Raw genomic sequence first — 16,015 nt, forward strand, 5'->3', positions numbered from 1 at the left:
TTCATCTAATCAATTATTTTTTGCGTCCGCGGACAATTAACTTGCTAGATTTTTTCTTCTTGTTACGAGTTTTAAGACCTAGAGTTGGTTTGCCCCATGGTGACATTGGAGATGGACGACCGATAGGTGCTTTACCTTCACCACCACCGTGTGGGTGATCGTTAGGGTTCATTACAGATCCACGAACAGTTGGACGTTTAGATAACCAACGTGAACGACCTGCTTTACCGATGTTAATTAATTCGTGTTGTTCGTTTCCTACAACACCAATAGTTGCACGACAAGTTGATAAGATCATACGTACTTCACCTGAGTTAAGACGTACTAAAGTGTATTTACCTTCTTGACCTAATACTTGTGCGCTTGTACCAGCTGAACGAATTAATTGAGCACCTTTACCAGGTTTCAATTCGATGTTGTGAATTACAGTACCTACTGGAATGTCAATCAATGCTAGTGCGTTACCAACTTTGATATCTGCTTGAGATCCTGATTCAATCTTTTGGCCTACTTTTAAGCCTTTTGGTGCAATGATGTAAGTTTTAACACCATCTTCATAATGTACTAACGCAATGTTAGCTGTACGGTTTGGATCGTACTCAATTGTTGCAATTGTTCCGATTACTCCGTCTTTGTTACGTTTAAAGTCAATCACACGGTAAGCACGTTTGTTACCACCACCGTGGTGACGAACTGTGATTTTACCTTGGCTGTTACGGCCGGCATGTTGTTTTTGTGATTCTAGTAATGTTTTTTCAGGTGTTTTAGTTGTGATCTCTGAAAAGTCATAACCAGTCATATTACGACGAGCGTTAGTAGTCGCTTTGTAATGTTTAATCGCCACTATGTTTCCCTCCTGTTTCGATTATTCAAGTAATTATTCAGCGTTAGCGAATAATTCGATAGTGTTTGAATCTGCAGTCAATGTAATAACTGCTTTCTTGTATTTACGTGTGTAGCCGCTATGACGACCAACGCGTTTAGCTTTTCCAGCTACGTTAAGTGTATTAACTTTAGCTACTTTTACACCGTCAAACATTGCTTCAACAGCTTGTCTGATATGTGTTTTGTTAGCACGAGTGTCAACTTCGAATGTGAATTTGTTGTCATCCATAAGCATCATTGATTGTTCAGTGATGATTGGACGTAAAATTACTTCTGATAATTGCATTATGCTAAAGCCTCCTCTACTGTTGAAAGTGCAGCTTTTGTAATAATTACTTTGTCGTAAGTTACTACATCTAGAACATTCACGTTGTAGTCATCAATGACTTTAACGTTTGGAATGTTACGTGCTGATAAGTAAGTGTTAGCGTTGTCGCCTTCTAAGATTAGAAGTGTTTTTTCTGAAACATTTAAGCCAGCCAACACAGCTTTGAATTCTTTTGTTTTAGGTGCATCAAAGTTTAATGCATCTACTACTACCAAGTTGTTCTCTTGAACTTTCTGTGAAAGTACTGAATGTAGCGCTAAGCGACGTACTTTTCTTGGTAATTTATAACTATATGAACGAGGTGTTGGTCCAAAAACAACTCCACCACCAACCCATTGAGGTGATCTTGTTGAACCTTGACGTGCACGACCAGTTCCTTTTTGTCTCCATGGCTTACGTCCACCACCACGTACATCACTTCTGTTTTTAACTGCGTGTGTACCTTGGCGTAATGAAGCACGTTGCATGATGACAGCATCGAAAATTACGCTTTCGTTTGGTTCAATTCCAAACACAGCTTCATTTAATTCTACTTCTCCGGCTGTTGAACCGTCTTGTTTATATAAAGTAACTTTTGGCATTCTCTCGTTCCTCCCTTCTCGATATATTATTTAACTGTTTTAATTGCTTGTTTAACTTCAACTAAAGATTTTTTAGATCCAGGAACGTTACCTTTAATTAAGATGACGTTGTTTTCTGTATCTACAGAAACTACTTCAAGGTTTTGGATAGTTACACGTTCGCCACCTGTTTGTCCAGGTAATTTTTTACCTTTGAAGACTTTAGATGGATCCGATGCCATACCCATTGATCCAACACGACGGTGGTAACGAGAACCGTGAGATTCTGGACCGCGTGATTGACCATGACGCTTGATAGCACCTTGGAATCCTTTACCTTTTGATGTACCCGTCACGTCGACGACATCACCAACCACGAATGTTTCTACTGTGATTTCTTGCCCTACTTCATATTCCCCTAGCTCAACATCACGAAACTCGCGAATGAAGCGCTTAGGAGTAGCATTTGCTTTTGCTACATGACCTTTTGCAGGTTTGTTTGATAATACTTCACGCATGTCTTGGTAACCAACTTGTACAGCTTCGTAACCATCAGTTTCGTTTGTTTTAACTTGTAAAACAACGTTTGCTGGGGCTTGGATTACTGTTACAGGGATTAATTCACCGTTTTCCGTAAAGAATTGAGTCATTCCTACTTTTGTTCCTAAGATTCCTTTGGTCATGAGTACACCTCCATTTTTTTATTTTATAATTTAATTTCTACGTCCACGCCACTTGGTAAATCTAACTTCATTAAAGCGTCTACTGTTTTAGCAGTTGGCTCTAAGATGTCGATTACACGTTTGTGTGTGCGCATTTCGAATTGCTCACGTGAATCTTTGTATTTGTGCGTTGCACGAATAACTGTATATAAAGAGCGGTCAGTTGGCAATGGAATTGGTCCTGCCGTTTTAGCTCCCGTTCTTTGTGCTGATTCAACGATTTTGTTCGCTGAAACATCTAAAGCTCTATGCTCATATGCTTTTAAGCGAATACGAATTTTTTGTTTTGCCATGATTAATTTCCTCCTTCGTCAATTTTAAAAATGACTTGCTCCACAAGAATCTCCAACTTCACTAGCCCGTGGCAACTCGTCCTAGCGTGTCGCAACCTCTCGCTTCACCGCTGTCTTCCCCTTGTTTCCAAGGTTTGCGTTTGTTTCGATTTAAAAAAACCTTCTACAGACACAACGATTATTATATAGAATATAACATGATAATGCAAGGCTTTTTAAAGAAATAATCATAATTTTCTTTAAAGGTTTTTTATGACTTTAATATCCAATCAGAAATCGCTTAGAAACTCAGTGTTACCGAGTGTTTTCTATGTTTTTAAATTTTATCTACTATTATATAGGCTTGAGTTACACTTGAATGTTTTTTAGTAAGATTCTTAAGATGAAAAAAATACAGATGTCTTTAAAATAACCTATCGTTTGCTTATGATCATCACGAGAGTGTGCTTGACAGTGAAACATTGACGGATTGAAGTTGTTTACCCTTGTTGTTGAAGCGTTACAAGCGATTTGGCTATCACCTTGTGTGTTGCTTGCTGTGTAATGTTATAACGTTCAAAGCCCGATGTCAATGGATTTTCGTAAATATTTTATGAATACGTTTTACATATGCAAAGTCACAAAAAAAGAATCCTTAACTGATCAATAAGGACTCTTTTTGAAAGTATTAGTTGCTTAGCAAGTTCTCTGTTTCTGTTTTCACTTGTTGGATAAAACGAATGGTTGATTCTGCAAAAGGATGACGAATCCCACAACCTGGTGTTAGAATCAAGCCTCGGCCTTGAGTGCTGAGAATTGAGCGATAAATTTGTGAGCGCAGCTCATTTAATCGATTATGTGTAATATCCATTCGGGCAATACCACCCATCACACATTTATTTGTATAATCCAAACCTTCTTTGATTTCTGGTAAATTTTCCCAAATGTGCCAGTTAAATACTTGAACAGGATAATCTTTGACTAAGTCAAACATAATGTCATTACCGTGAATATGAATGGCATTGAACCAGCCGTTCGCTGCACCTTCAAGTACTTGTAAATCATAAGGTACACCATAAGTTTCATACTGCTTAGCTGTTAACTTCTCTTATGAGCTCATTTGACTAGCAAAGTAGACACCAGCTGCTCCAAGTTCGATCGCTTGTTTAGCTAATTCTGCTGTTGTTTCAGCAATATGTTCTAAGGCTTGATGCAACTGAGTCGCATCATCTTGTTCGAGTAGTTCTACTAGACGACCTTGTGCTAATTTATCTGCTGTCGTTAAAGGACCAAAGACGGTCATGATAACAGGTGCTTGTCCGTCTACTAATTGAAGTAAATGATTTAAGTGTGTTAATTCTCTTTGTAAGGCAGTAGCAGTGGCTACTTCTAACTTTGCTAGTTTAGTCCAGTCTTGATTTTCTTTGATAGGCGTATCTATTACTTGGGCTACCCCGCCTTTAGCTACTTGGGAAAAATCAATTTCTGTACCGTAGTCTTCTACTGCATACATACCGTTATTCATTGTTTTTATGAAATCCAGGTCATAGTCTTTATATAATTGGAAGCTCGCTTCGGCTAGCTTCTTTGGTTGACGGTCAATGTCAGGCAAGTGTGTCCAAAAATAAAACGGGATGTTTTGTTGTTTTTGTCCATTAATTGCTTGCTTCATTTTTTCATTTTTATTCATTCAAGTCACACTCCTTTAGTATTAGCTTACTCTACTTATTGTCGCTTATGACAATTGGTTCTATCTAACTTCACCAAATTTAAGTTTATCTTCCACTCGATTGAATATCACTTGTAAGACGCCACAGATGATCCAGTATACAAGGGCAGCTGCTATATAGGATTCTAGGAAACGATAGCTTAGAGCAGCTGCAAAGCGCGCCTGCGCTAAGATATCCACTACCCCGACAGTAAACGCCAGTGATAAACCTTTAATGTTCTTCAAGAAAGCATTTAAGAATAAAGGAATGGCGACACTTAAGGCTTGAGGAATAATGATTCTAGTTAAGTTTTGCCGTCTCGTCATTCCAATTGATTGACCCGCTTCAATTTGCTTAGGATCGATTGATTGAAATGCGCCTCGAATATTTTCTGATTCAACTGCCGCTTCTAATAAAGAGTAGGTTATCAAAACGATAATTAACGAAGGGAATTCGTGTACTTTCAGCGTGACACCAAAAATCGATAATAAGGACACTCCGGCTTCTGGCAATAAATTCATCATGACATACAGATGCACGATTAAGGGTACACCACGCATGTAAGATACGAAGATAGTAACGATTGTCGTCACCATTGGAATTTGTTTGATTTTAACTTGAGCTAACACTGCTCCTAAGATAATTCCGAAGAATAAGATAATTCCAGCTAGGAGGAAGGTTCTTGGTACTGCTTGAAAGACAATCCATATTGTGTCGATCATAATTTGTATATCGAAGTTCATGCCTAGCCCTCCTGTCGGTTATAACGATTATAGTAACGTTCGAGTAGTTGTAAGGCATACACAAGAACGCTCGATAAAATCCAAAAGATAATAGCGATGGCCACATAGACTTCTAGTTGATAAACTCGGTAAGTATTCGCAATGATGATATTGGCTTGTCCCATGATATCGATTAAACCGATAAGGAATAATAAAGAAGTATCTTTAAGCAAATCGATCAAGGCGTTACTCAAACTGGGTAGGGCAATCGGTAAAACTTGGGGAAAGATAATCCGACGGTGCGTTTGCCAACGTGTCATTCCCACACTTGTTCCAGCCTCATGTTGTTGCTTAGAGACGGCTAAATAGCTAGGTCGTAAAATTTCCGAAACAAAAGCTCCGTTATATAAAACAAGCGCAATAACGGAAAAGACCATACGGTCTATATTATTAATGTTAATGCCAAAGTTACTTAATAAAACCGGTAAACCATAATACACCACAAAAATATGGATAATACCCGGCGTGCTCCGCACAAAGGAAGCATATACTGCAAATAATTGATGGAGGACTGGCACTTTGACAATTCGAATTGCCGCCACAAGAACCGCTAGTAAAAAGCCCAAAAATGCTGATATAAAAAATATATACAGCGTTAAAGGCAAGGTTTTAATTAGTGTCGGTAATGTTTCAAGTATAAATCCAAAATCCATCTCTTCACCTCCAAAGGACTGTTAGTTATATAGTATTAAATTCTTCTATATCGAAAAGGTGTTGCAAGTACATAGAGCGGCACCGGCAACACCTTCACATTGTGATACATGATTTTTGATTTTTAGTAGTTTAGTAAGGATTACTCTGACAATTCGTAATCAAACATGTTTTCGTTGTACCATTTTTCAGATAATTCATCCAAGACACCCTCTTCTTTTAACTGTTGAATCGCAGCATCTAATTTTTCTTTCAAGTCTGTTTGATCATTCGCCAATACGAAATAAGTTGGGTTCACTTGAACTGGTTCGTCAGCTGTATTAACGTTCAGAGATAACTCTTCAATAATATCTGACGCGCCTAAGTTAGACGGCATAACAACTGCATCCGACACCTCATCATTTAACGCTTGGAATCGTTGAGCGAAGTTTCCACTTTCACCTAATTGTAAATCAATCGGTGCTTCTGCATTTTCTTCATTATAAGCTGTCAATAGATTAAAAATTCCACCGTTTGGTGTGACTGGATGAACCACTTTACCCACTAAGTCATCCAATGTTTGAATACTATCATCGTCCGCACGTTTGAAAATCTCAATCGTACTCACACCTGTATGTTCTTCAGGGAATAAGTATAATTCTTCGCGCTCAGCGTTTTTAAAAAGGCCGCCTCCAATAAAGGCATATTTCCCAGTGTCTAAACCAACTTGCGTTGCTTCAGCACTTACTGACTCAATATTTAAATGATAACCTTCGATGACATCATTTATAGCATTAATGACATCCACTTCGTAACCTGTTAACTCACCAGCGTCATTCGTGAAACTAAGTGGGTTTGATGCATTTTCAACCGCTACAGTTACTTCAGTTACATCGTCTTCTGTCGTCGTTTCAACCGCTTCCGTCGTTTCCTCTACTGAAGCGTTTGCTTCTTCTGTTGGTGTATTGCCGTCACCACATGCCACTAAAATTAAAGACACAAGCGCTAAAGCTAAATATTTTAAGTATTTCATAAAAATCTCCCTTTATAATTAATTAATCCGCAAATGGATTTTCTAACTCCTGAACAAACCTACGTGTTCGCTCTTCCTTTGGATTGGTAAAAATCTGTTCCGGTGTTCCTTGTTCAACGATATGACCAGCTTCCATAAAGACAACGTGATTCGACACATATTTCGCAAAATTCATTTCATGCGTGGCGATAACCATCGTCATGCCCGTTTTCGCGACTGTTTGTAGAGCTTTTAAAATCTCAGCCGAGCGTTCCGGATCAAGTGAAGAAGTCGGCTCATCTAATAACATCTCATCAGGATTAAGTGCCATAGCACGCGCAATTCCAATCCTTTGTTGCTGTCCACCAGATAATTGCATCGGGTAAGCATCTAATTTATCACTCATGCCAACCATCTCAATCTGTTCCTTGGCAATTGCTTCTGCTTCCGCTTTAGATTTACCTTGAACAATCGTTAGACCTTCCATAACATTCTCTAATATCGTTTTATTATGGAAAAGGTTATAATTTTGGAATACCATCGCTGTCTTGCGACGTAATTGGATAATCTCATTCTGCGTAGCGCTTTGACAATCCACGCTTACCCCATCTACGATAATATGACCTTTATCGGCACGTTCTAAAATATTAATGGTCCGTAACAAAGTTGTCTTGCCTGTCCCACTTGGGCCAATGAGTGCCACAACATCACCTTGATTGACCGTTAGATCAATTCCTTTCAAAACTTTGTTTTGCCCAAACGTTTTCTCGATTCCTTCAACTTTTAACATTTTTTACCTCCTTACATTAGTATTCAATACAAACAAAGCGCCTTAACAAACGCCTTATTCCAATAATCATTTTTCTACAGCTAAACTAAAACCGTTTTTAACTAACTTTTTATGACAAATAAAAAAACACCAGGTAAACCATCAACTAATGATGATTCCCTGGTGTAGTGAGTTATTTAATGTCTGACTCTCACAAGCATATTATTTATTACTCTTTCGTCGAACCATCCACTTCAAACACTTCTACGATTTCCCCGTTTTCCATATGAAGCATTGGTGCCGTCTTCACAGCGTTATGGAAATCATCAAATGAGAAGGCACCGGTAATTCCTTCGAACTGTTCGACATTTTCAATAGCGTCACGAACAGCCTCACGGTCAGTTGATCCAGCATCTTCAATTGCTTGGAATAAAAGGTTAGCTGCGTCATATCCCAATGCGCCAAATGTATCGGGTGTTTTACCAAATTTTTCTTCATAAGCAGCAATAAACTCTTTTACCTTTGGATCTTCTGAACCTGTGTGGAAGTGAGACGTATAATATAAATCTGTTGCGTTCTCAGGACCTGCTAACTCCACTAATGTATCACTTGCAAAACCGTGTCCACTCAAGATTGGTTGTGTAATCCCCATTTCACGAGCTTGTTTCGTAATTAAACCACCCTCTGTATAAAAGGCCGGTAAGTAAATCACATCAAAATCTTCCGCCATCAAAGTCGTTAGAATTCCCATAAAGTCCGTTTCTCCACCTGTATAAGACTCTTCTCGGACAATCTCTCCACCTAAACGTTCGAATTCAGCCACAAACGGACCAGCTTGACCAACTGAATAGTCATTGGCTTGGTCAACCAGAACGACTGCTTTAGTTGCACCGAAGTGATCTTGAGCAAAACGAGCGGCTGCGTTCGCTTGATAAGTATAAGTGAAGGCTAAACGGAATAAGTAATTATAAACTTCCCCATCGGCATTCGTTGTTAAATGGTCAGCAGTAGCTGCAGGAATCAAAGTAGGTACACCCGCTTCTTCAATGATTTGACTCTGTACCATCGCGACGTCCGTTGCACCTGGTCCAACAATTGCTACGACATTATCTTCAATCAGTTTTGTCGCAACCGATGCTGTTTCGGTTTTATCAGATTGGTTATCAGCATAAACTAACTCTACTGGACGTCCATCTAATAAACCACCTTGTTCATTGACCTGTTCAACCGCTAACTGTAAGGCTTCAAATAATGCGACACCATATGAAGCAGAGTAACCCGATAGTTCATAGTTCGCACCGACTAAAATCGGTTCTTTATCCTCTTGTGCGCTAGCTGTAATGGCTGGTGCAACCCCTGTTAATAACGCTAGTCCCGTAAATAACTTAATTCCGAATTTTCTAAAGTTCATGCTGTGTTCCTCCTGTATTTGTTTTTATTGTTTAGATCAGATTGTTTAAAATAGAAAAAGCCACCCATTCAATCATCGAATGGGTGGCTTATAAGAAAGTCCCATTCATCATGATGCACGAATAGGACTGTATATTTTATAGAATTTTCTCTATAAATACATAGCCCTTATATTAATAATAATAATAATATTCTGTTGTGCGCATAATGTTTGCATAGGTATACTTCCTTAACTAATTTTAATGTTTTCTAATCTAAAACTAATATAACTCATCTAAATATTAATTACAAGCATTTACACATATTTTAATAAAAGACAGCGCAGCAGACAAGCATCAATCGCTTCTTATCCGAAAGTAAGAGCATTCAAACCAACGGGAGATACTAGAAGAAGCTATTAGCTTCTTCCCAATTGACTAAAAAAACTGCTAAGGAATCGATTCCTTAACAGCTCTTTTTTTAATTCTAATTCAATTGATTATTTTTTGCTTCCTGCATTATCTTGTCCTTTTTCGCTGGCTCCAACCATACTGAATGAGTGTCGCTTAACATATGTTCCACTCCTTGTCCATAGTTTAACCCACTACCGGCATAATCATAATGTAGAGCAATCCGATGTTTTTCCAAACGAGGATTCGGATGTGGAATCGCAGATAAGAGCGACCTTGTATAAGGATGAATAGGATTGTTAAAAATTTCATCCGTTGTACCGGTCTCTAATAAATGACCTTGATGCAAGACACCAATGCGATCAGAAATATATTTCACCATTGATAAATCATGCGCAATAAATAAATAAGATAATTTAGTCTCTTGTTGAATATCTTTCATCAAATTAACAATTTGAGCTTGAATTGAAACATCTAAGGCACTAATTGATTCATCCGCTATGATTAATTGTGGATTCATAATTAAAGCTCTAGCAATCCCAACCCTTTGGCGTTGTCCACCAGAGAATTGATGAGGATAACGGTTCGCAAATTCCCTTGATAGCCCCACACGTTCCAATATCTCTAGACCGCGCGCTTCACGCTCTGATTGAGAATTATAGATAGTTTGAATTTCTAAGCCTTGAGTAATAATATCAATAATTTTCTTACGTGGATTTAAACTTGCCATCGGATCCTGAAAAATCATCTGCATTTTTGTACGTAGTAATTTTTCACGGTCTTTATCTAATTTCCCCGCCATCTCTTTATTATCAAACAAGACTGAACCAGAAGTTGGGTTATATAGACGGATCAATGACCGCCCGATTGTGGACTTACCTGAGCCTGACTCTCCCACCAAACCATATGTTTCTCCTGGATTGATATGGAAACTAACTCCATCGACGGCTTTGACGGTAAAGTGTTTGTTCACCCTAAAATGCTGTTTTAAATTTTTCACCTCTAATAATGGTTGATTATAAGCCGTCATATTGGTTCGCCTCCAATTTCATTCGATTGATTCTTCCTTTTAATTCAGAGGGCATATCAATTACTGGTGCATTCTCATGCATCAACCAGCTCGCTACATAGTGAGTATCTGACACCTGGAACACCGGCGGATCCAATCGTTTATCGATATTCAATGCATAGACATTCCTTACATAGAACGGATCTCCTTGCTTGTGATGGGCTAAATTTGGTGGGTTACCAGGTATCGCATAAAGTTTGTCCGATGTCGTGTTGACATCAGGCATTGCTGATAATAAGCCCCATGTGTATGGATGTTTAGGGTTATAGAAGATATCATCTACTGTTCCTCTTTCAACGATACGCCCTGCATACATCACATTGACATAGTCAGCTACTTTCGACACCACCCCTAAATCATGCGTAATATAAATAACCGCTATACCTGTTTTTTCTTGAATTGCTTTGATTAATTCAAGTATTTTTGCTTGAATTGTCACATCAAGGGCTGTTGTAGGCTCATCACAGATTAGAATTTCCGGGTCACAGGCTAAAGCTATCGCGATTACCACGCGTTGACGCATACCACCGGATAATTGATGTGGGTACTGGTCAATACGTTCCTCACCATTCGTGATTCCAACTAACTCTAATAAGCTCAGAGCCTTTTGACGCGCTTCTTTTTTACCTGTTTTATAATGGATGAACATTCCTTCCATTATTTGTGCGCCAATCGTCATCGTGGGATTTAAAGAGGTCATCGGATCTTGGAAAACCATGGCGATGCGTTTACCATTAAACGTTCGACGCATCTCCTTCTTCGAAATTTTCAATAAATCAACTGACGTCATTTGACCGTTTTGTTCATACTTATAGTCTATTACGCCTGAATTGATTCGCTGATTGTTAGCAAGTATTCCCATAATGGTTTTGACAGTTACTGATTTTCCTGAACCAGATTCACCAACGATTGCTAAAGTTTCAGCCTTATATAAGTCCAGATTAACACCACGAATAGCTTCAATCGAACCTTGAGAGGTTCTAAACGAAACGTTTAAGTCACGCATTTCTAAGATTTTTGTACGTCCCATTTTTATACCTCCTTCATCGTTGGATCAAGTGCATCTCTTAAGCCATCTGCTAATAAGTTAAAGCTAAGCATTGTCAGAGATAATACAAGTACCGGCGGAATAATCATGAAAGGTGCATTTAAAAATGATTTAAATGAATCACTAATTAACGAACCTAAGGACGCATCTGGCATTGGAACTCCTAAACCAATGAAAGCTAGGAAAGATTCCGTAAAAATAGCGTTCGGCACGCTAAACATCGACATGATGATTAGTTGAGCAAAAATGTTCGGTAAAATCTCTTTAAAAATAATCGTACTAGGTTTAGCACCTAATGTGCGAGCCGCTAGAACGAATTCACGGTCTTTTAATTTTAATATTTGAGCCCGTGCAACTCTAGACATCCCTATCCAACCCGTTAAGGCAATCGCAATTGTAATACTTAAAATTCCTGGTCGAAGTACAACAATTAATAATGTCACGATGACTAGACTTGGAATTCCATTCAAAACTTCAAGAATTCTTTGCATAACCATATCCACTTTACCACCGAAATAGCCTGATATTAAACCATAGGTCATTCCAATGAACACATCCACAATAACGGCTACTAAGGCAATATAAAGTGAAATACGTGTTCCTTCCCACGTTCTGGTGAAGATATCACGTCCTAACACATCACTACCAAACCAGTAATAGACATCACTCGCATTGGCATTGGTCTCATATTTATTGACTTCAATTGAACCCGTTGAGGCTTTTAAAGTTTGCGTTCCATCTAAGAGGCCAAAATTTTCTAAGAAAGGAACGCGTGGTGCCATACTTTCATTACCGATAATTTGCTCGTTAGATCCAAAGGAATTCATATAAGGACCAAATAAAGCAAAAAAGATGATAATGATAATAAAGAATAAGCCAAAAACAGAGCCTTTGTTTTTAGAAAACTTCGTTAAAAATTGTTTAAATGAAGACTCACGAACATAAATCTCCTGTTCATTAACGTCTTTCCCTTTATCGGCTAACTCAAAGTCACTTGGAAGAAAGTCATACTGCTTATTAGTGATTACTTGTTTAGATTCTGTCATACTACTCTCCTCCTGACACACGAATTCGTGGATCTAACAATCCGTATAGAATATCTACAATTAACATGACAAAAATAAATAGCGCTGAATAAATAAATGAAATTCCCATTACGATATTAAAATCATTCGACTGAATCGCTTGAACAAGCAATTGTCCTAAACCTGGGATGGAGAATATTTGCTCTACAACCATTGAACCAGTCATTAAACCAACAATTAAAGGGGCTAAAACAGTTAGAATGGGAATACTCGCATTACGTAAAACATGTTTAACTAACAGACGACTGCCTGTTACCCCTTTACTTTCAGCTAACTGAATGTAGTCGGACTGTAGCACTTCAATCATCTCAGTTCGAGTGAAACGCGCAATCGACGCCATTGTAAAGAGACTTAAGGCGATAACTGGTAATACCATACTCATTGCTTTGTCATTGACATTGAAGAGAATGGGAAACACACGCCATTGGAAGCCAAAGTAATACGATAAGCCTAAGGCAAATACATAGGAAGGAACACTCACACCGATAACCGATAATAACGTGGCTAACGTGTCCCAAAGGGAATTCTGTTTGAATGCAGCCACCGTCCCGAAAACAAGTCCGGAAAAAGTCCCTACAATAACTGCCCAAAAACCTAACTCAAAAGAAATCGGTAAACGACTCTTTAATAGAGTTGTTACTGGAACATCTCGGGAAATTGAATACGATACACCTAAATCACCAGATAACATATTCTTCACATAGTTGAAAAATTGAACTAACACTGGCTTATCTAAGCCGTAACGAATGTTCATTAACTCTCTTTGCTGAGGAGTGATTCTTTCATCATTAAATGGCGAACCTGGCATGAATTGTAACAACATGAATAAAATGAAGACAATCAATAATAAAGTCGCTATTGAAATGAGTACTCGTCGAATTAAATACTTGCTCATAGAAATAAATCCTCTCTAGATTTTACTTCGGCCTTTCAAAAAACTATAAACAACTAAAGTCAGAAGCACTTTCCAGCAATTATCCAGCTGTGTGACATTGACTGCTTAAAAATTAAACAGTCAATCTCTACACATAATGTGATAATATGTTTAGAAAACGTTCTGACTTCTATTACTTATATCGCGTTTGAGAGTACCTTATTGTTTAACAGCGTATTTGAAAATACGTGGTGTACCAGTAGTGTAGAAACCAATTTGATCAGCATTTGCCTTAACCAATACAGCAGATGCCGCTTGGTAAACTGGTAAAACAGCACCTTCAGACAATGCTAATTTTTCCATTTCAATCATTTTAGCAAAACGTGCTTCTGGATCTAACACCAAATCACCTGTTTGAATAGCTGCATAATCAGCATCGAACTGTTCATTAGAGTAACGAGCATCGTTATAACTACTATCAGTAATCAACAATTGTAAATAAGTCGTTGGATCTGCATAATCTGGTCCCCAACGTGTTAAGCCTAAATCAAAGTCTCCTTCACGCATACGATCTAAACGGTTTTTCTTAGGCGTTTGTTCGATTTGAATATCCACACCAGGTAATGTTGCTTCAATCTGCGCTTCTAATGATTGAGCAACGTTAATTGATGCTTCTGTATCTTCAATCAATAAGCTTAGCGTAAAGCTATCTGTTCCTAACGCTTCTTTCGCAGCTTCTAAGTGAGCTTGTGCTTCTTCAGCATTTGAAGACATTAAGTCACGACCAGCAACATCACGATAGTCCGTACCATCTGGACCATCCGCTAATAATTGTGGAATAAAGTAAGCAGCTGGTAATGAACCATCTTTCAAGACATTATTCGAAATTACCTCACGGTCATATGCTTTACCAATTGCTAAACGTAAATCAGTATTCGCAATGTTTTCGTTTAATTGATTAGGTGAAATAAACCACATATACCCTTGTTCCACTGAACGAAACTCTGGATCAGCAGAGAATAACGTTACTTGCTCACCTGATATATTCGTTACATCTAATTGATCCGTTTGATAAGCTAATACAGCTTGTTGAGAATCTTTAATTACTTGGAAACGTAAGCCATCTAATGACACACTGTCTACATCATAGTAATCAGGATTCTTTGTTAAGTCAGTCGTTGCACCAGCAGGTGTGTAACCTGTTAATACAAAGGCACCGTTTGAAATAATTGTTTCCGGAGAAGTCGCAAATTGACCATCCGTTGATTCATAAAACGCTTCGTTGATTGGGAATAGTGGAGAGAAAGCCATTAAGCTGAGAAAATAGGGCGTCGCAATCTCTAAAGTCACTTCTAATGTGTAATCATCAACCGCTACCACACCTAATTCTGACTTATCAACCTCACCAGCAGTAACCTTCGCAGCATTTTTAACACCAGCCGTATCTAAAATAAATGAATACTCCGCAGCAGTCGCAGGATCTGCTAAACGTTGCCAACCAAAGACAAAGTCATGCGCAGTAACCGCCGTACCATTTGACCAAACAGCGTCTTCACGAAGTTTAAAGGTATAAACTGTTCCATCTTCACTTACTTCATAACTTTCAGCTGCAGCTTCTACAAACTCACCCTCTTGATTACGAGTCATCAAACCTTCTTGTAATGCGGCAATTGCTTCCATTGACGTACCATCAGTCGCAATATTTGGATCAAGTGTCGCAATTTCTACTTCCGTTTGAACACGCAGTACATTTTCATCTTGTGCACTAACATTTGTTGCTGATGCTAGAATCGAAAGAAAAAGAGCTAACGCCACAAACATTTGTACAACTTTTTTACCATTAGATACCATTCGTTTTCCTCCTCAGGAATGCCTTTAATATTTTACAGGCAGAATAATACTAATTATAGATAAGCCAACTCCTAGAGTCAATAGTTTTATTAGAATTAAATTAAAAAAACCCGATATAGTTAGGGTAAAATGAGTACCTAATACATTTAACCCTGTGATTCTTAGATATATCTGCTGGAAAGATAGATATTACAAGGACATACAATCATAATTTGATTATTAAAAACACATAAGTAAATTTATTGAATGCACACTGTTACATACATTGAGAAAATTATGACTTATACACAACAACTGTGCATAACAAAAGAGGGTAAACAACTTTGTGCTGTTTACCCTCTTAGGAAATTTTTATCAAGTTTATCTGACAAAAAAGTTATAAAATAGCATAAAAAAAGACCCACCGATGTGAGTCCATTAAGCGGGTGATGAGAATCGAACTCACGACAACAGCTTGGAAGGCTGTAGTTTTACCACTAAACTACACCCGCATGATGTCTAGCTTAGTAAAAAACGGTCCGGACGGGATTTGAACCCGCGATCTCCTGCGTGACAGGCAAGCATGTTAACCCCTACACCACCGGACCAATTGCGGAGGTAGGACTCGAACCTACGACCTT

General features: G+C 38.3%; 15 protein-coding genes, 2 tRNA genes and 1 pseudogene. All 18 read right to left on the reverse strand.

The features are described 5' to 3' along the window. Positions 1-13 precede the first annotated feature (13 nt). A complete protein-coding gene (gene rplB / locus ACTQ5J_RS12535) occupies positions 14-844 on the reverse strand; it encodes a 50S ribosomal protein L2 (protein ID WP_441753448.1) in 831 nt (276 codons plus the stop codon). 33 nt (positions 845-877) lie between these two features. Then, complete coding sequence (gene rplW / locus ACTQ5J_RS12540; protein ID WP_441753449.1) at positions 878-1,171, reverse strand: 50S ribosomal protein L23; 294 nt, start codon at positions 1,169-1,171, stop codon at positions 878-880. Continuing rightward, positions 1,171-1,794, reverse strand: coding sequence for a 50S ribosomal protein L4 (gene rplD, locus ACTQ5J_RS12545; protein WP_441753451.1), 624 nt, complete (start codon positions 1,792-1,794; stop codon positions 1,171-1,173). Before rplD ends, rplW begins: the two co-directional genes overlap by 1 nt. A gap of 26 nt (positions 1,795-1,820) precedes the next feature. Continuing rightward, positions 1,821-2,456, reverse strand: coding sequence for a 50S ribosomal protein L3 (rplC, locus tag ACTQ5J_RS12550; RefSeq protein WP_441753452.1), 636 nt, complete (start codon positions 2,454-2,456; stop codon positions 1,821-1,823). 23 nt (positions 2,457-2,479) lie between these two features. Next, the gene (gene rpsJ / locus ACTQ5J_RS12555; RefSeq protein ID WP_441753454.1) at positions 2,480-2,788 is read right to left on the reverse strand and encodes a 30S ribosomal protein S10; all 309 of its coding nucleotides are present in this window, start codon (positions 2,786-2,788) and stop codon (positions 2,480-2,482) included. A 667-nt stretch (positions 2,789-3,455) separates the two neighbouring features. Further along, positions 3,456-4,457, reverse strand: a pseudogene (locus tag ACTQ5J_RS12560) (uroporphyrinogen decarboxylase family protein). A 60-nt stretch (positions 4,458-4,517) separates the two neighbouring features. Continuing rightward, entirely contained in the window at positions 4,518-5,219 is a 702-nt protein-coding gene (locus ACTQ5J_RS12565) for an amino acid ABC transporter permease (RefSeq protein ID WP_441753455.1), read from the reverse strand. Positions 5,220-5,221: 2 nt separating this feature from the next. Then, positions 5,222-5,911 carry an amino acid ABC transporter permease gene (locus ACTQ5J_RS12570; RefSeq protein WP_441753457.1) on the reverse strand — a complete coding sequence of 230 codons (690 nt, stop codon included), beginning with the start codon at positions 5,909-5,911 and terminating at the stop codon, positions 5,222-5,224. Between the two features lie 140 nt (positions 5,912-6,051). Next, positions 6,052-6,921, reverse strand: coding sequence for a transporter substrate-binding domain-containing protein (locus ACTQ5J_RS12575; RefSeq protein ID WP_441753459.1), 870 nt, complete (start codon positions 6,919-6,921; stop codon positions 6,052-6,054). A gap of 22 nt (positions 6,922-6,943) precedes the next feature. Continuing rightward, the gene (locus ACTQ5J_RS12580; protein ID WP_441753461.1) at positions 6,944-7,690 is read right to left on the reverse strand and encodes an amino acid ABC transporter ATP-binding protein; all 747 of its coding nucleotides are present in this window, start codon (positions 7,688-7,690) and stop codon (positions 6,944-6,946) included. Between the two features lie 208 nt (positions 7,691-7,898). After that, a complete protein-coding gene (locus ACTQ5J_RS12585) occupies positions 7,899-9,080 on the reverse strand; it encodes an ABC transporter substrate-binding protein (protein ID WP_441753463.1) in 1,182 nt (393 codons plus the stop codon). Between the two features lie 464 nt (positions 9,081-9,544). Further along, positions 9,545-10,498 carry an ABC transporter ATP-binding protein gene (locus ACTQ5J_RS12590; protein WP_441753465.1) on the reverse strand — a complete coding sequence of 318 codons (954 nt, stop codon included), beginning with the start codon at positions 10,496-10,498 and terminating at the stop codon, positions 9,545-9,547. Further along, entirely contained in the window at positions 10,485-11,567 is a 1,083-nt protein-coding gene (locus ACTQ5J_RS12595) for an ABC transporter ATP-binding protein (RefSeq protein WP_441753467.1), read from the reverse strand. The genes ACTQ5J_RS12590 and ACTQ5J_RS12595 overlap by 14 nt, the downstream gene beginning before the upstream one ends. Before the next feature lie 2 nt (positions 11,568-11,569). After that, positions 11,570-12,631 (reverse strand): ABC transporter permease, encoded by a 1,062-nt coding sequence (locus tag ACTQ5J_RS12600; RefSeq protein WP_441753469.1) that lies wholly within the window; start codon positions 12,629-12,631, stop codon positions 11,570-11,572. A gap of 1 nt (position 12,632) precedes the next feature. Continuing rightward, entirely contained in the window at positions 12,633-13,565 is a 933-nt protein-coding gene (locus ACTQ5J_RS12605) for an ABC transporter permease (RefSeq protein WP_441753471.1), read from the reverse strand. Between the two features lie 198 nt (positions 13,566-13,763). Beyond that, positions 13,764-15,395, reverse strand: a complete 1,632-nt coding sequence (locus ACTQ5J_RS12610) for a peptide ABC transporter substrate-binding protein (RefSeq protein ID WP_441753473.1) — start codon at positions 15,393-15,395, stop codon at positions 13,764-13,766. 420 nt (positions 15,396-15,815) lie between these two features. After that, a tRNA-Gly gene (locus tag ACTQ5J_RS12615) sits at positions 15,816-15,886 on the reverse strand. 23 nt (positions 15,887-15,909) lie between these two features. Next, positions 15,910-15,982: transfer RNA gene (locus ACTQ5J_RS12620), tRNA-Asp, on the reverse strand. Positions 15,983-16,015 lie beyond the last annotated feature (33 nt).

The organism is Fundicoccus sp. Sow4_F4, from assembly GCF_052116145.1.
GTDB lineage: Bacteria > Bacillota > Bacilli > Lactobacillales > Aerococcaceae > Fundicoccus.